Here is a 15,021-nt window from a genome sequence, read left to right on the forward strand (position 1 = left end):
AAATGATATCCATAATCTGGCGTTCCCGGCGACTTAATTGTAATAGTGAATTCTTGTTCATAGGATCTCCTATGTATACTTAGTTTTTTTGAAATAGTTATTGCTAATTTATTAGCATGTGCTATTAATTTAGCATATAGATATGCAGATGTCAAGAAAAAGTTGCTAATTTTTTAGCATTTTATTTTGTGGGATAAAAAAACCCCGGGATCTTTGAGACCCAGGGGTTTGAGGATTCCAATAATATTGTTATTATTCTACTACCGGATAACTCCCTGGCTCCATAATAACCAGTGGTTTACCCCGATGTTTATTCAATAGTTTAATAAACGTTATCACCGGATCCATCTCTGCTTCTATCGCATATGGCAGAGACGGCAAACCAAGATCGATCAACCCCTTATATTTTGGGATTTCAACGATTTCATATTCATCTTCTTCTGTTAAACCGGCTTTTTGCTTGGCGATTTCAATAGCTGCTAATAATCCACCGATCTCGTCGACCAGTCCAATTTCTTTGCCATCTAATCCTGAATAAAAATGGCCTTCTGCTATTTTCTTTACTTCATCGACAGACATACCTCGGCCGTCAGCCACCTTTGTCACAAATCTTTGGTAGAGACCTTTCATTATGGATTCCATTACTTTGCGTTCTTCCGGATCTAGATTCCTGACCGGAACTGTTCCGAAATATGGTAAATCAATCCCGCGCCAAAGATCTGCATGTTCCCCTCTTTTAACAATATCAGCAGTCATGCCGATTTTTTTAGAGAATCCTGCATCGTAGAGCCAGCCCCCGATCACGCCGATCGAGCCGGTGACTGTATTGGGCGCTGCGAGGATCATATCTCCGTACATGCTGATCCAATAACCACCCGATCCGGCAACCTGGCCCTGGCTGACGATTACAGGCTTAGACTTGCTGAATTCTCTAAGCGCTTCGGCCACAACATCACTAGCCATGCCATCACCGCCAGGAGAATCTACACGAAAGACAACTGCCTTGATGTCTTTGTGAATAGCAAGCCGGCGAAATACTTTGTCGAGCCATCTTGCGCGAATACCACTATCCATTGCACATTCACCAAGCCCATACACAATCGCAATCTTAGGCAGCTCACCCCACTGTTCGGTTTGGAGAGAATTTGTAAAAAGATCTCTTCTTTGCAACCTTCCTAATTTGCTGCCATGCATTTCTTCTATGAGTTCCTCTAATTCGGACCAGCGCCCAACCCGATCAACCAACCCCGCTTCTTTCGCCATATCTGCGGTTAAGTACACTTTTTCATTGACCAGAGTATCAAATTGACCACCAGATATATTTCTTGAACGACTAACATCAGAACGAACCAATTCATACCAATCATCGATGTAATCTTGCCTTTGTCGTCTATCCGCATCGGACATCTGCTCGCGGCTTAAAATTTCCACAGCTGACTTATACTCGAAAAATCGCCATTCATCAAAGGCAAGACCTAATTTTTCCAGGGTGCCTTTTAAGAACGTTCGGGACATGGAAAACCCCGGCAGCAATAAACTTCCTTCGGGATCCATCACAACTTGGTCTGCAATACTTGCAAGATGATAGGAACTCATACCGGCATTATCGATAAAGACAATAACCCTTTTGTCTGACTTCTGTGCTGATTTAAGCGCTTCCCTAATTTCCCAGGCATGTTCCGGAAGAATACGCATCCCTGAAAGACTAAGAGCAATGACATTCACACGAGGATCGTTTTTACTAGCCTCAATGTCCTTCAATAATGAAAACAAGGGAAGTGTATTTTGGTCGAACAGTTGATATTTGTGGTACGCGATTCGTCCTTTCATATTAAATGACATATATTTGCGGTTCTTATCCATCAAGATCGGAAAGAGACTTGGCAACATGCCGCCACTTCGAATTGAATATGTGTTAGAATTAAAGTTTTGGTTAGTGTCATAGCGTGATTGTGAAGCCATACCTGCTCGGCCAAAGTTAACCGAAAATCCCAGGGAAAAAGATTTGTTGTCGAAATACCGGCCAACCAGAAACATCCCTTTTGAAATAGCAAGTGCTGCCCCTGTACTATACTTCAAATCTTTGATCTTCTGCCCCTTTTGTAGAGCGGCATCAGAAAAAATTGTCAAAAAAGAGCTGCCAAACGGCCTTAATCCAATATCAACAATGCCTTCCTTATCTTTACTTTGCAAAGAAAAATTTCCGACAAACCCCATCGACAAATATTTGTTTGGGCGAAAAAGCCAACCTGTTGTGATTAATTTATCTCTTCTGATCGATGAACTACTGTTTGACCAGCCATAACTTAAACCAAACGCAGCCCTCTGGTTACCTTCTGCAATCGAAACCTTAAAGTCTGTAATTGATTGTTGGCCAAATTCTTGTTTTACTGCTGCAAATCCAATATTCTTTGCAGCCAAGAACAATCCCCAATCTTTGAATGAAGACAAATTAGTGCCATCGGTCGACCAATCAAAACGAGATTCAAACCTGGGTATTATGGCGAGATTAGCCGGATTTGTAAAGCCCAGTAACCCATAACCAAAGCTACCGGGAGAAGTCAACAAGAAACTGTTTCGTTGATAGTATCCAGGGAGTGATTGGCCGGCAAGAATATTATTATTTAGAAAAATTGTTGCAGTGAGTATTAAAAAGTTAAATCGCCTCATAAATTCACCATAGTACACATTTAACAGATTTATTATGAGAGGTGATGGTTAGTTTAGTTCGAAATATTGTGATTGTATTTTATTGAGAAAACTAATTCTTACTCCACTGTAATTCGTCTGGCTTCGACATAACGGCTGTTGTAATAAGGCTCATTCAACCCGGAAATGATTACGCCTTTTGTAACGCTGGCATGAACAAACTGGTTGGTATCAAGATAAATGCCAACATGGGAGGTTCCCTTTTCTTCTATGTTTTTGAAGAATACTAAATCGCCAAACTGTAATTGATCCCGAACAACACGATGCCCGGTTTGCACCATTTCTATAACTTTTCTAGGTAGAGGATATGCAACAGCATTTTTATAGACAAACTGAACAAATCCGGAACAATCCATTTCTTGTTCAGTAGAGCCGCCAAAGCGATAAGGAACACCCAGCAAATTTTCGATCTCGGCCATCATCTTTTCTCTGTCGATCTGAACTGGAAAACTATCATTTTTTTCAACTAATTTGGGTTGTGCAACTTCCTTACTTTTGTCTGGATTACTCGCTTTTTCTCCCTTTTTTGTTACATATATGGGCTTAGGTTTAAGGCCAGAGCATCCAATAAGGGAACATAAAATTAAAACCAAAGAGATAGTATTTAAACGATTCATTGAATCTTCGGTAAAAGTACAGATGCGTTCGGAATAATATATACTTTTTTTGTTTCGGTGTTGGAAGAAAAAACCTGCTCAAAAGCTTCTTGAATATTGCTGGTTGGAATAAACCCTATTTTTTTTGCGTCTGCTTCAGAGATTTCACTGAAGAGATAAACGTTGTAATTATCCAATTTTTGTTTGAGTGAAATAGCTATATCGGCATTCATTTTTAAATTACCGGTTATTATCCCATTCTGATTATTGTTTTCAAACCACGAAAGGAAATCATAGTTCCCCAATCCTTCCCTACATTCAGATAAAATGATTAAATCACCATTTGGTTTTAAAGCACGCACCGCAAAATGGATCGATTGATATGCCTGAATTAAATTTATATCGTTCGGCCAACCACCAGTGCTGGCAATGACAACATCTGCCAATTCTGGAATCGCTAATACATTGTTCTGGTTTATTTTAAAGCAAGCCTTTTGAAAACTGCTGTTCATATTTCCACAGAAAGCATCAATCAAATTCTGGTTTTCACCAAACACCAGGTTAATCGAAAAATCAACAGGAACAGACTTAACCGCTTCTACAATATCCTCATAAACCGGATTCTGGTGTAGATTTCCGGGTTCACATGCAGGATGCAAAGATGAATTTTGAGGCATTAATGCTAATTGCTGATTTTGCCAAATTGTATTCAAAGTTGCAAGTCCGGGAATTATCATTTTTGGCCCACCATCAAAGCCGGAAACATTATGATGAGTGACCGAATTAATAGTGATAATTTTATCATGCCTTTTCACTAACGGATTTATCACAACATGTGTGCCACGAGAAGTATTGCCTAATTTTTCCACAACAGCATCCTGGCAATTATGCTCAATGACTTTGAACCTGTTATAAATATCGAAACCTAATATTTTTATTTTTTCTTCTTCTGTCATCCGTGGATAACTTCCATTTGCAAATAAAATAGTAATACACTCATCCTCTATGTTTTTCTGTTGTAAAATTTCCAAAATTTTTGAAAAAACCAAATCCAGCTTTGCAAACTGTGTTTTATGAGGGACAATAATTAAGATGCGTTGTTTAGAAGCTAGCAGATCAATTAATCCAGGTGAACCAATTGGGTTTCTCAGGCGAATGTCTAAAATATCTTGCTCTTTAATCTGAAGTGAATGGTTAGGTAAGGTTAAAACATCAACACTTAAAGAATCAGGAAGAGCAAAATCAATTGTTTCAGACCCGTATTTCAACTCAAATTTTGCGAGTGTTTCAGTCATATATATTAATGAATATCCATTTCTTTAATAAAAATAAATCATTGAAAAATGATATGCTATAAAATATCATTCAATTATCGACATAATAAAAAAGGGCGCACAAAGACGCCCTTAAACATTAACTTCGCTGTATTTTATTCTTATTTTTTTTCTTCTTCTTTTACCTCTGCAACGGTTTCTTCAGCTTCTATCTTTTCCATTTTCTTTTGTTTTTCAACTTTTGTTTTTTCTTTAGCCTCTTGCTTCTCCTGTTTTTCTTTAGTTGTTTTATTGATAGCTTCTTCAAAATCAACTAATTCAAGAACCGAAACTTCTGCGGCATCACCGTGTCTTTGTCCCATCCTGATGACTCTTGTATAACCACCATTTCGTTGTAAATATACAGGGGCAATCTCATTGAATAATGTTTGAACAACCCATTTATGTCTTACTCTTTGTAGCGCCAATCTTCTCGAATGGACAGTATTTGCTTTTGCTAAAGTGATTAGTTTTTCAATATATTGTTGAGCAGCCTTGGCTTTGGCATGAGTTGTTACAATTCTTTTATGCTCAAATAAAGCTGCAGCCAAATTTGCTAACAATGCCTTTCGATGTGCTACAGTACGGTTAAGTTTTTTTACCGTTTTTCTATGTCTCATCTAACTACCTACATCCTTTTCTCAAAAACAGTTGAAAATGGTTTAAGAAACATCCTCTTTTAAGTATTTATCAACATCCATGCCGAAATGCAATCCTAAATTGTCTAACACTTTTCCGAGTTCATTCAGGGATTTTCTGCCAAAATTGCGAAATTTCAGCATTTCTTGTTCATCTCTTCGCACTAAATCCGAAATATTGTCAATGTTAGCAGCCTTTAAACAATTGCTGGCACGAACAGATAATTCCAACTCATCAACACTCATTTTTAGTAATTTTTTAATACGGAGTGCATCTTCATCAACTTCAACAACCTGTTCCTCATCCGGCTCAACTTCGTAATTAATAAATAACTCAATATGATCCTTTAAGATCTTGCCAGCATAGGTTAATGCATCATCAGGAGTTAAACTTCCATCAGTAGTAACTTCCAGGATTAACTTTTCATAATCCGCTCGTTGCCCGACTCGTGTTTCTTCAACTCGATAGGCAACATTTATCACAGGGCTGTAAATTGAATCGATTGGAATGATTCCAATTGGTTGATCTGGCATTCGATTTTCTTCCGCGGGAACATACCCTCGACCACGGCTGATTTTCAGTTCAATTTCAAAGTCAGCTTCATTATTCAAAGTTGCTATATGAACATCTGGATTTAGAACTTCAAAATCAGCTGTTGCTTCGCCAATATCAGCTGCCTTAAATTCGCCTTTGCCTTTTAATTTGATTGTAACTTTGTCAGGCTTTTTAGCGATCAGTTTGATCCTAACTTTCTTCAGATTGAGAATCATCTCGGACATATCCTCAGTAACACCTAGGATTGTTGTAAATTCATGTACTACACCGTTTATACGTAGCGTTGTGATTGCTGCCCCAGGTAATGAAGACAACAATACTCTCCGTAACGAATTACCGATAGTAACCCCGAACCCTCGCTCTAACGGTTGAACAATAAATTTACCAAAATTATCTGTATAAGATGCTTCATCAAGCTCGATGCGCTCTGGCATCTGTAAGTTTAAAACGCTCATTCAAATCCTCACTATTCGTTAGCTTTTTCTGTTAATGCTATTTGGAATAAAGCTCTACTATCACATTTTCGTTTATATTTACGGGAATTTCATCTCGCTTCGGTTTTTCTAATAATTTCCCACTAAGCTTGGCTTTATCCAATTCAAGCCACGGCATTAACCTACTATCTTTCATTCTGCGCAAAGAGGTATGGAAAATCTCTTTTTTGCGACTTTTCGTATTTACTTGAATAGTATCACCCACACTAACCTGGAATGATGGAATATTAACCAGGCGATCATTTACCATAAAATGCTTATGTAAAACCAATTGTCGCGCAGCATTTCGTGAAGGGGCAAGCCCCAAACGAAAAACCATGTTATCCAATCTGCTTTCCAGAATAATGAGCAGATTTTCTCCGGTAATACCTTTGCGACGCTCTGCTTCTTTGAAGTATTTATGAAATTGGGCTTCCAATAAGCCATAAATTCTTCGTAGTTTTTGCTTTTCACGAAGTTGTACTCCATAGTCAGATAATTTACGGCGGCTGGTTTTCCCATGTTGACCTGGCACATATCCTTTACGCTCAAATGCGCATTTAACCGTGTTGCACCGCAGTCCTTTTAGGAAAAGTTTTTCACCTTCTCTACGACATAATTTACAAACAGGACCTGTATACCTAGCCATTCAAAAACCTCCAAATATTCAAAATTATACCCGTCTTCTTTTTGGTGGACGGCAGCCATTGTGAGGGATTGGTGTAACATCCCAAATTGCAGAAATTTCCATACCTGCCGCCTGAAGTGCGCGTATTGCCGCTTCTCTTCCTGAACCCGGGCCCTTAACCCTAATTTCCACTTTCCGCATTCCAAGGTCCATTGCTTCACGGGCTGCAGATTCTGCCGCCATTTGGGCAGCAAAAGGAGTGCTCTTTCTTGAACCCTTAAAGCCAACCTTTCCCGCTGATCCCCATGAAATCACATTCCCGAATGTGTCGGTTAAAGAAATGATGGTATTATTAAAAGTCGCTTTTATAACCGCAATACCATTTGAATCTACTGATGTTTTTTTCTTGCCACGTCTTCTGGATGTTACCAATTTTACCTCCGATCATGAATTTAATTAAATCTTTACTTTTTCTTTTTCTTCTGCCCAATTTGAGGACGATTCCCTTTATGCGTACGAGCATTAGTACGGGTTCTTTGTCCACGAACAGGCAATTTTTTGCGATGTCGAAGACCTCTGTAACAACTAATATCCATTAGTCTTTTAATATTCATATTGATATCCGTGCGAAGCGCTCCCTCAACTTTAAAGTTGGCATCAATATGAGATCGAATTTTCGCTGCTTCTTCGTCCGTTAATTTATGGACGATAGTATCCGGATTTACTTTGGTAGCTTCTAATATTTTTTTTGAAGTAGTTAGGCCAACACCAAATAAATAAGTTAAGCCTATTTCAATTCTTTTATTCTTTGGTAAATCGATTCCTGCAATACGAGCCAACATGACCTCCTTAAATAACTATCCTTGTCTTTGTTTATGACGAGGATTGCTACAGATTACTCTAACAACACCTTTTCTCTTGATTATTGTGCATTTGTCGCAAATGCGTTTTACAGATGCTCTAACTTTCATTTCCAAACCTTTTATTTATAACGATATGTGATTCTACCTCTTGTTAAATCGTATGGTGATAATTCAACTGTAACCTTATCACCCGGCAATATTTTGATAAAATGCATTCTCATCTTTCCTGAAATGTGAGCCAAAACCTTATAACCATTCTCCAACTCTACACGAAAAGTTGCATTAGGCAGAGTTTCAACAATGGTACCGTCCATTTTAATTGGTTCTTCTTTTGCCATTAATTCAGAGATCCTAAGTTATTTCAATGAAATGAATTTTCACCAATTCCTTCGGTTAATATTTGAGTCTCATCTTTATCGATCACTATGGTATGCTCAAAATGAGCCGATGGTTTTCTATCTTTCGTAACCACAGTCCAACCGTCATTTTTTGTCTCTATGTCAAAGGTTCCAAGATTAAACATGGGTTCAATCGCCAAAACCATTCCTTCTCTTAATTTGGGCCCTTTGCCAGGATTTCCATAATTTGGAATTTGAGGCAATTCCCAAACGTCTAAACCAACTCCATGTCCAACTAATTCTCGCACAACAGATAATTGATTTGATTCCCCGTGCTTCTGAATAGCATGAGAAATATTGGATAAACGCTCACCGCATCTGGCTTCTTTAATTCCCAAATATAAACTTTCTTTTGTAACCTTTAGTAATTTGTCAATTTCAGGTTCAACTTCGCCTATCTTAAAAGTAAAAGCTGCATCACTAAAGTAACCGGCATAATTAACACCAATATCAATTCCAACGATCTGCCCGTTTTTCAATACTCTCTTATCCGGTATGCCATGGACAATCTCTTCATCTACGGAGATACATACGCTTCCAGGAAACCCATTGAAATCCTTAAACGATGGAACTGCTTTTTTAGACCGGATAAAACTTTCGATTTCTTTGTCAATTTCTATCAGCTTTACACCGGCTTTTATGTTTTTTTCAATGAACTTAAATGTGTCAACAAGAATTCTACTGGATTCACGAATTCGATCAACTTGCTTTTTTGACTTTATTTGAATCATCCTTCGGCATACATATTTTGCAAAATCGATGTAATCGATTCGTATACATTGTTCGCAGATTGTGCTCCATCGACTTTCTGCAGAAGAGATTGATCCGCATAAAAAGAACTTACCGGTTTCGTTAGCTCATCATAAATTTTTAGTCTATTTTGAACAGTTTCCTCTCGATCATCTTCTCGCTGAATAACTGTCTCATCACATTTTAAACATTTGCCAGAAGGCGGATTATTCAATAAGTTATAATCTACTCCACAATTTGGGCAAAGACGCCGGTTTGAAATCCTTTTAACAATTTCTTCATTGTCGAGTTCAATTTCGATAACTGCATCTATCGGTAAATTGAGTTTGGTTAAGGCTTCTTGCAAAGCTTCAGCCTGCGCAATAGTCCTTGGAAACCCATCCAATATAAAACCAATATTTTGATCATTCTTTTGAATTCGATTTAACAGCATTTCAATAACTAAGTTATCTGGGACTAAGTCACCTTTGTCCATGTAAGATTTAGCTATTTCACCTAAGTTGGTTCTGGTTTTAATCTCATCTCTCAACATATCTCCGGTGGAGATATGTGGTATCGAATAAGTTTTACTAAACTTTTTTGCTTGTGTCCCTTTTCCTACACCCGGAGCGCCCAACATAATAATCCTGAGTGTACTCTCCATTAAAATCGTCGACTTTTTATCCGACCAGTTTTCATGAAACCATCATAGTGCCGCATTAAAAGATGCGATTCAATTTGTTGTAGAAAATCCAGCGCTACACCTACTACAATCAATAAACCTGTGCCACCGTAAAATGATGCAAAATTATAACTCACATTTGTAAACTTCATAATGAAGTAAGGAAAAATCGCAATTAAGGCTAAAAAGACTGAGCCTGGCAATGTAATTCTTGTCAAGATATAATCCAAGAATTCTGATGTTTTTTTGCCTGGTCTCACACCTGGTACGAAACCGCCGTATTTTTTCATATTATCCGCAATATCAACTGGGTTAAAAACAATTGCAGTATAAAAATAGGTAAAGAAAACAATCAACATTCCATAAAAGAACCAATAAACACCAGATGTAATATCAAACCAGCCACCGATGGTTTGCATGATTTCGCTGTCCGGAAATAATGGGATAACCGTATTTGGGACAAACATGATAGATTGAGCAAAAATGATTGGCATAACGCCCGCGGTGGTAACTTTCATCGGGATGTGTGTGCTTTGTCCGCCATACATTTTTCGACCAATAACACGCTTCGCATATTGAACCGGGATTTTCCTCGTGCCTTGTGTAATGAGAACCACAGCTGCTATTGTTAAAACCATAACTGCCATTAATACCAATTCGGTTATTATCGCACGGTTTCCAGCCATAAGCTGCTGAACTTCATCTAAAATTGCATTTGGGAACTGGGCGATAATTCCAATAAAAATGATTAGTGAAATTCCATTTCCAATACCTCGGTCATCTATCTGTTCTCCTAACCACATGATGAAAATAGTACCGGTAGCGAGCGTAATCATTGTTAAAAATCTAAATCCATAACCGGGGTCTGCTACGGCCGCAAGGCCTGATGGTGTAAAAATACTTTCCAGAAATATGCTAACACCCCATGCTTGCATACATGCAATCGACACAGTTCCGTAGCGAGTATATTGAATGATTTTTTTTCTACCTTCTTCACCTTCTTTTTGAAGTTTTTGAAAATGAGGGACGACTGCACCTAATAACTGCAAAATAATGGATGCAGATATATATGGCATTATTCCCAGGGCAAATACAGTAGCTTTTCGGAACGACCCACCAGCAAACATATCATAAAGGCCAAACAAAGTATTTTGGGAACTAGCGAAAAACTCAGCTAATGCGACCGTATTTATTCCCGGTGTAGGAACGTGGCCGCCTAATCGATAGATCACCAAAATTCCCAAAGTAAATAGAATCCGTTTTTTGAGTTCAGGAATTTTAAAAACGTTCTGAAATTGGTCTATCATAGAACAACAGCCTTTCCACCTGCAGCTTCAATTTTTTCTTTGGCCGATTTACTGAAAGCGTTTGCTGAAATTTCAATAGGATGAGCTAATTCGCCAACTCCCAATATCTTAACTGGTTTTCTAAGATTGTGTAATAGTCCTTTTTCTACAAGAACTTCAGGAGTAACCTGATCAATTTTTTCTAATCGAGCTAGATCTTTTAAATTTAAAATTGAATATTCAGTTCTAAAAATATTAGTAAATCCACGCTTCGGTAAACGTCGTTGAATCGGCATTTGACCACCTTCAAACCAGGCACGATTTTTATACCCGGAGCGTGATTTTTGTCCTTTATGACCTTTACAAGATGTTCCGCCATGACCGGAACCCTGTCCCCGCCCAACACGTTTCTTATTTTGTCTTGCACCTTTTGGATATTTCAGGTTAGATAAATTCATAGTATATCAATAATCCCGGTTAAACTTCTTCTACAGAAACCAGATGCGCAACCCGGCGAATCATGCCACGAATTTGCGGAGTATCATTATGCTCTGCAGTGTGGTGCATTTTTCGAATTCCAAGTGCTGCCATGGTTAATTTTTGTTTTTTCTGTCGATGGATTGTACTTCGTATTTGTGTTACACGTAATTTCTTATTTGGCATTGTAAATTCTCCGATTATCCAAATCAACTATTAAGAGAAAATAAAATCTATATCCGTTTCGCGTTGCTTGGCAACAGTGAAAGCATCACGTAAACTTGCAAGCCCTTGCAAAGTCGCTTTAACGACATTGTGAGGATTGGTTGAACCAATATTTTTCGCAAGAATGTCTGTAATACCTGCAGAATCCATAATTGCTCGAATAGCTCCACCTGCGATTACACCAGTTCCCGGAGCAGCCGGTTTCAACATAACACGTGCTGCGCCATATTTTGCCAATAAAGCGTGAGGAATGGTTCCTTTTACAATCCGAACGCGGAATAGCGATTTTTTCGCATTTTCCGTGGCTTTGGAAATAGCCTCTGTTACTTCGTTTGCTTTACCAAATCCCGCACCCACATGTCCTTTCCCATCTCCAACCACAACAATGGAATTAAAACTGAAACGCCGTCCACCCTTAACAACTTTAGCAACACGGTTTAAATGGACGACTCTTTCTTTTAAATCAAGTTCACTTGGACTTATCCTATCCAAAAGACCTCCTTGCTTATGCAATCAAAAAAATTAAAACTTAAGCCCACCTTTGCGAGCTCCTTCAGCAACCGCTTTAACGCGACCGTGATAAATAAAACCATTACGATCATACACTACAGATTCAATTTTTAAATCTTTTGCTTTTTTAGCAATTTCATTTCCAATAAGAAAACCTAACTCTATCTTTCCTTTTTCTTTCGCTTTTTCAACAGCGGATTTTAATTGGGGTGATAGTGTTGATATTCCTGTGATTGTCTTTCCAGCCAAATCATCAACTAATTGGGCATATATGTGCCTTTGACTGCGGTAAATCGTTAACCGGGGCCTTTCAGCAGTCCCTGAAACAGTGCTTCGAATACGCAATTTTCTTTTGATTCTGTTTTTTTTAGTTTTATAAAGTTTTTTATTTTTCATTTAAAATACCGCTTTAATTCTTTTCTTTTATGCAGCTGATTTACCAGCTTTTCTTCTTACAACTTCATCTTTGTAGCGAATCCCTTTGCCCTTGTATGGCTCGGGAGGTCTAAAGGACCGAATTTTTGCCGCGATCATTCCCACTAACTGTTTATCGATTCCAGTTACTGTAAATTCCGTTGGTGTTTTTACGACGATATCCACACTTTTAGGAGGAACCATGATGATAGAGTGAGAAAATCCTAAGCTAAAAATTGCGGCTTTATCTTTTGATTCCACACGATAACCCACACCGATTATTTCCAAGTCCTTTTCAAATCCTTTTGAAACACCCGTAACATTATTTGCTAACAAGGCCCGGTATAATCCATGGAAGGATCGATGCTGCCGATGATCTGATGGACGATTTACTGTTAAAGATCCATCCTCCAATTTCAAAGATATAACAGGATCAACCTTTAATCCCAGCTCTCCTTTTGGACCTTTAATTGTGACATGATTCTTTTTGATATCAACTGTTACTCCTTCCGGGATCGGAATAGGAACTTTGCCTATACGAGACACTGAATAACCTCCTGGTTAAACGCTACCAAATATAGCATAATACTTCCCCGCCGATACTGCGCTTATTTGCTTCTTTGTTTGTAATAACACCTTGTGAAGTACTCATCACGGCAATACCTAAATTGTTCAAAACACGGGGAAGATTTTCGTTGTTTACATAAACCCGGCGACCCGGTTTACTAATGCGGCGCAAACCCTGAATAAGTGGCAGTTCATCCTTACCATATTTCAGATAAACCCTTATTAATCCCTGTTTGCCATCGTCGATGTTAATATAATTTTGAACGTACTTGTGTTGCAGTAATATCTTAGTTATATTCCTTTTAATATTAGAAGCAGGAATATCGACCTTTTTATGGCCTGCTTTTTGTGCATTTCGAATTCGTGTTAAATAATCCGAAATTGGGTCAGTCATGGACATTTACTTACTCCTAAAACAAATCATTACTTATTCACCAACTTGCCTTTAGAACACCTGGAATTTCACCTTTTAAAGCCAATTCCCTAAAGCAGATTCTACATAAACCAAACTTACGCAAATATGCGCGAGCTCTACCACAACGATTACAACGTGTGTATCCTCGAACTTTAAATTTTGGTTTTCTTTTTGATTTAACCACTAAAGATGTTTTCGCCATTCTCTATCCTTTCTTTCTACCTGGTGCGAAATGGCATTCCGAACTCTTTTAAAAGCTCAAAAGCTTCTTCATCAGTTTTTGCAGTTGTGCAAAAGGTAACATCCATCCCACGAATCTGGTCTACTTTATCATAATCTATTTCCGGAAAAATAATCTGTTCACGAACGCCGATAGTGTAATTCCCATGCCCATCGAAGGATTTATCCGATAAACCGCGAAAATCCCTAACTCGTGGTAGTGCTATACTTATAAATCTATCCAAGAATTCATACATATAATTTTGCCGCAATGTAACCATACAGCCAATTTCCATTCCTTCGCGAAGCTTAAAATTAGAAATAGACTTTTTAGCTCGCCTGATGGAAGGTTTTTGTCCCGTTATTTGCTGTAAGTCGCTAACTGCCCCTTCAAGGACTTTTGGATTCTGAATTGCTTCACCCACACCAATATTGGTAACAATTTTTTCAAGTTTAGGAACTTGCATAACATTTTCATAACTAAACCGTTTCATCAGGTTTGCTATGATTGAATCTTTATATTGATTTTTTAATCTAGGTTTATAATCGCTCACTTCAATGCTCCATATTCCCAATCTAGTTTATGTCAAGCTGCTTGGATCATTTCGCCGCATTTCTTACAGCTTCGTACCCTTGATCCATCGGCTATAACTTTAAAGCTTACCCGAGTGGGTTCTCCACATTTCTCACAAACAACCATGACATTTGATGCGTTAACCATACCTTCCTTCTCAACAATCCCGCCTTTAGGATTGGTTTGACTAGGTTTTGTATGCCGCTTTATGAAATTAACACCTTCAATAATCACACGCTGTTCCTTTGGCAAAACCTTAAGTACTTTCCCTTGCTTTCCCTTATCTTCACCAGACAAGATAAGCACATGATCGTTTTTTCTAACAAACATTGGTTTGCCAGAACCTAATTTTTTCTTTTTGAACATTACAAAACCTCTGGCGCCAATGATGCGATTTTCATAAATTGCTTTTCCCTTAACTCTCGTGCAACCGGGCCAAAAATACGAGTACCTCTTGGTTCGTTTTGTTCAGTAATCAATACAGCAGCATTTTCATCAAACCGGATATAGGAACCATCATGACGTCGCATTTCTTTTTTAGTCCGCACAACCACTGCCCTGCTTACCTCACCTTTTTTAACACCGGCCCCAGGAATTGCTGATTTTACAGACACCACAATGATGTCACCAATTCTGGCATACCGTCTTCTAGTCCCACCCAAAACACGTATGCACATCACTTTTTTTGCACCTGTATTATCTGCAACAATTAGCCGAGAATGTACTTGAATCATTTTTCCAAATCCTCA

The 15,021-nt window shown here is 38.3% G+C and carries 23 protein-coding genes; all 23 read right to left on the minus strand.

Annotation, left to right across the window (positions count from 1 at the left end):
- Positions 1–252 precede the first annotated feature (252 nt).
- The 23 genes from IIC38_08405 to rplN all read right to left on the minus strand — a co-directional run bounded on the left by IIC38_08405 (position 253) and on the right by rplN (position 15,006).
- A complete protein-coding gene (locus tag IIC38_08405; protein ID MCH8125967.1) occupies positions 253–2,670 on the minus strand; it encodes a S49 family peptidase in 2,418 nt (805 codons plus the stop codon).
- 98 nt (positions 2,671–2,768) lie between these two features.
- Positions 2,769–3,326, minus strand: a complete 558-nt coding sequence (locus tag IIC38_08410) for a C40 family peptidase (GenBank protein MCH8125968.1) — start codon at positions 3,324–3,326, stop codon at positions 2,769–2,771.
- Positions 3,323–4,600, minus strand: coding sequence for a nickel-dependent lactate racemase (larA, locus tag IIC38_08415; protein MCH8125969.1), 1,278 nt, complete (start codon positions 4,598–4,600; stop codon positions 3,323–3,325). Before larA ends, IIC38_08410 begins: the two co-directional genes overlap by 4 nt.
- Positions 4,601–4,740: 140 nt before the next feature.
- On the minus strand, positions 4,741–5,238 hold the full coding sequence (rplQ, locus tag IIC38_08420; GenBank protein ID MCH8125970.1) for a 50S ribosomal protein L17: 498 nt from the start codon (positions 5,236–5,238) through the stop codon (positions 4,741–4,743).
- Between the two features lie 42 nt (positions 5,239–5,280).
- Positions 5,281–6,267 (minus strand): DNA-directed RNA polymerase subunit alpha, encoded by a 987-nt coding sequence (locus IIC38_08425; GenBank protein ID MCH8125971.1) that lies wholly within the window; start codon positions 6,265–6,267, stop codon positions 5,281–5,283.
- A 37-nt stretch (positions 6,268–6,304) separates the two neighbouring features.
- The gene (rpsD, locus tag IIC38_08430) at positions 6,305–6,934 is read right to left on the minus strand and encodes a 30S ribosomal protein S4 (protein ID MCH8125972.1); all 630 of its coding nucleotides are present in this window, start codon (positions 6,932–6,934) and stop codon (positions 6,305–6,307) included.
- 24 nt (positions 6,935–6,958) lie between these two features.
- Positions 6,959–7,345, minus strand: coding sequence for a 30S ribosomal protein S11 (gene rpsK / locus IIC38_08435; GenBank protein ID MCH8125973.1), 387 nt, complete (start codon positions 7,343–7,345; stop codon positions 6,959–6,961).
- A 32-nt stretch (positions 7,346–7,377) separates the two neighbouring features.
- Positions 7,378–7,752: a 30S ribosomal protein S13 gene (rpsM, locus tag IIC38_08440; protein ID MCH8125974.1), complete on the minus strand. Its 375-nt coding sequence runs from the start codon at positions 7,750–7,752 to the stop codon at positions 7,378–7,380.
- Between the two features lie 18 nt (positions 7,753–7,770).
- Positions 7,771–7,884: a 50S ribosomal protein L36 gene (rpmJ, locus tag IIC38_08445; GenBank protein MCH8125975.1), complete on the minus strand. Its 114-nt coding sequence runs from the start codon at positions 7,882–7,884 to the stop codon at positions 7,771–7,773.
- A gap of 11 nt (positions 7,885–7,895) precedes the next feature.
- Entirely contained in the window at positions 7,896–8,114 is a 219-nt protein-coding gene (infA, locus tag IIC38_08450) for a translation initiation factor IF-1 (protein ID MCH8125976.1), read from the minus strand.
- Between the two features lie 23 nt (positions 8,115–8,137).
- The gene (map, locus tag IIC38_08455; GenBank protein MCH8125977.1) at positions 8,138–8,905 is read right to left on the minus strand and encodes a type I methionyl aminopeptidase; all 768 of its coding nucleotides are present in this window, start codon (positions 8,903–8,905) and stop codon (positions 8,138–8,140) included.
- Positions 8,902–9,567: an adenylate kinase gene (locus tag IIC38_08460; protein MCH8125978.1), complete on the minus strand. Its 666-nt coding sequence runs from the start codon at positions 9,565–9,567 to the stop codon at positions 8,902–8,904. Before IIC38_08460 ends, map begins: the two co-directional genes overlap by 4 nt.
- Positions 9,567–10,892, minus strand: coding sequence for a preprotein translocase subunit SecY (gene secY, locus IIC38_08465; GenBank protein MCH8125979.1), 1,326 nt, complete (start codon positions 10,890–10,892; stop codon positions 9,567–9,569). Before secY ends, IIC38_08460 begins: the two co-directional genes overlap by 1 nt.
- A complete protein-coding gene (gene rplO / locus IIC38_08470; GenBank protein ID MCH8125980.1) occupies positions 10,889–11,329 on the minus strand; it encodes a 50S ribosomal protein L15 in 441 nt (146 codons plus the stop codon). The genes secY and rplO overlap by 4 nt, the downstream gene beginning before the upstream one ends.
- Before the next feature lie 19 nt (positions 11,330–11,348).
- On the minus strand, positions 11,349–11,534 hold the full coding sequence (gene rpmD, locus IIC38_08475; protein MCH8125981.1) for a 50S ribosomal protein L30: 186 nt from the start codon (positions 11,532–11,534) through the stop codon (positions 11,349–11,351).
- 30 nt (positions 11,535–11,564) lie between these two features.
- Positions 11,565–12,065: a 30S ribosomal protein S5 gene (rpsE, locus tag IIC38_08480; GenBank protein ID MCH8125982.1), complete on the minus strand. Its 501-nt coding sequence runs from the start codon at positions 12,063–12,065 to the stop codon at positions 11,565–11,567.
- 30 nt (positions 12,066–12,095) lie between these two features.
- The gene (locus IIC38_08485; protein ID MCH8125983.1) at positions 12,096–12,479 is read right to left on the minus strand and encodes a 50S ribosomal protein L18; all 384 of its coding nucleotides are present in this window, start codon (positions 12,477–12,479) and stop codon (positions 12,096–12,098) included.
- Positions 12,480–12,506: 27 nt separating this feature from the next.
- Positions 12,507–13,043 carry a 50S ribosomal protein L6 gene (gene rplF, locus IIC38_08490; GenBank protein ID MCH8125984.1) on the minus strand — a complete coding sequence of 179 codons (537 nt, stop codon included), beginning with the start codon at positions 13,041–13,043 and terminating at the stop codon, positions 12,507–12,509.
- Between the two features lie 22 nt (positions 13,044–13,065).
- Positions 13,066–13,464: a 30S ribosomal protein S8 gene (rpsH, locus tag IIC38_08495; protein MCH8125985.1), complete on the minus strand. Its 399-nt coding sequence runs from the start codon at positions 13,462–13,464 to the stop codon at positions 13,066–13,068.
- A gap of 31 nt (positions 13,465–13,495) precedes the next feature.
- A complete protein-coding gene (locus tag IIC38_08500; GenBank protein MCH8125986.1) occupies positions 13,496–13,681 on the minus strand; it encodes a type Z 30S ribosomal protein S14 in 186 nt (61 codons plus the stop codon).
- A gap of 16 nt (positions 13,682–13,697) precedes the next feature.
- A complete protein-coding gene (rplE, locus tag IIC38_08505; GenBank protein MCH8125987.1) occupies positions 13,698–14,252 on the minus strand; it encodes a 50S ribosomal protein L5 in 555 nt (184 codons plus the stop codon).
- Between the two features lie 32 nt (positions 14,253–14,284).
- Entirely contained in the window at positions 14,285–14,602 is a 318-nt protein-coding gene (locus IIC38_08510) for a 50S ribosomal protein L24 (GenBank protein ID MCH8125988.1), read from the minus strand.
- Between the two features lie 35 nt (positions 14,603–14,637).
- Positions 14,638–15,006: a 50S ribosomal protein L14 gene (rplN, locus tag IIC38_08515; protein ID MCH8125989.1), complete on the minus strand. Its 369-nt coding sequence runs from the start codon at positions 15,004–15,006 to the stop codon at positions 14,638–14,640.
- Positions 15,007–15,021 lie beyond the last annotated feature (15 nt).

This window comes from candidate division KSB1 bacterium (assembly GCA_022566355.1).
In the GTDB taxonomy this organism is placed as follows: Bacteria; Zhuqueibacterota; JdFR-76; order JdFR-76; family DREG01; genus JADFJB01.

Excerpts from the sequence above, each read along its gene's own strand:
- IIC38_08405 (MCH8125967.1), bottom strand. The coding sequence starts at position 2,670 with ATGAGGCGATTTAACTTTTTAATACTCACTGCAACAATTTTTCTAAAT.
- IIC38_08410 (MCH8125968.1), bottom strand. The coding sequence starts at position 3,326 with ATGAATCGTTTAAATACTATCTCTTTGGTTTTAATTTTATGTTCCCTT.
- larA (MCH8125969.1), bottom strand. The coding sequence starts at position 4,600 with ATGACTGAAACACTCGCAAAATTTGAGTTGAAATACGGGTCTGAAACA.
- rplQ (MCH8125970.1), bottom strand. The coding sequence starts at position 5,238 with ATGAGACATAGAAAAACGGTAAAAAAACTTAACCGTACTGTAGCACAT.
- IIC38_08425 (MCH8125971.1), bottom strand. The coding sequence starts at position 6,267 with ATGAGCGTTTTAAACTTACAGATGCCAGAGCGCATCGAGCTTGATGAA.
- rpsD (MCH8125972.1), bottom strand. The coding sequence starts at position 6,934 with ATGGCTAGGTATACAGGTCCTGTTTGTAAATTATGTCGTAGAGAAGGT.
- rpmJ (MCH8125975.1), bottom strand. The coding sequence starts at position 7,884 with ATGAAAGTTAGAGCATCTGTAAAACGCATTTGCGACAAATGCACAATA.
- infA (MCH8125976.1), bottom strand. The coding sequence starts at position 8,114 with ATGGCAAAAGAAGAACCAATTAAAATGGACGGTACCATTGTTGAAACT.
- map (MCH8125977.1), bottom strand. The coding sequence starts at position 8,905 with ATGATTCAAATAAAGTCAAAAAAGCAAGTTGATCGAATTCGTGAATCC.
- IIC38_08460 (MCH8125978.1), bottom strand. The coding sequence starts at position 9,567 with ATGGAGAGTACACTCAGGATTATTATGTTGGGCGCTCCGGGTGTAGGA.
- secY (MCH8125979.1), bottom strand. The coding sequence starts at position 10,892 with ATGATAGACCAATTTCAGAACGTTTTTAAAATTCCTGAACTCAAAAAA.
- rplO (MCH8125980.1), bottom strand. The coding sequence starts at position 11,329 with ATGAATTTATCTAACCTGAAATATCCAAAAGGTGCAAGACAAAATAAG.
- rpmD (MCH8125981.1), bottom strand. The coding sequence starts at position 11,534 with ATGCCAAATAAGAAATTACGTGTAACACAAATACGAAGTACAATCCAT.
- IIC38_08485 (MCH8125983.1), bottom strand. The coding sequence starts at position 12,479 with ATGAAAAATAAAAAACTTTATAAAACTAAAAAAAACAGAATCAAAAGA.
- rpsH (MCH8125985.1), bottom strand. The coding sequence starts at position 13,464 with ATGTCCATGACTGACCCAATTTCGGATTATTTAACACGAATTCGAAAT.
- IIC38_08500 (MCH8125986.1), bottom strand. The coding sequence starts at position 13,681 with ATGGCGAAAACATCTTTAGTGGTTAAATCAAAAAGAAAACCAAAATTT.
- IIC38_08510 (MCH8125988.1), bottom strand. The coding sequence starts at position 14,602 with ATGTTTGTTAGAAAAAACGATCATGTGCTTATCTTGTCTGGTGAAGAT.
- rplN (MCH8125989.1), bottom strand. The coding sequence starts at position 15,006 with ATGATTCAAGTACATTCTCGGCTAATTGTTGCAGATAATACAGGTGCA.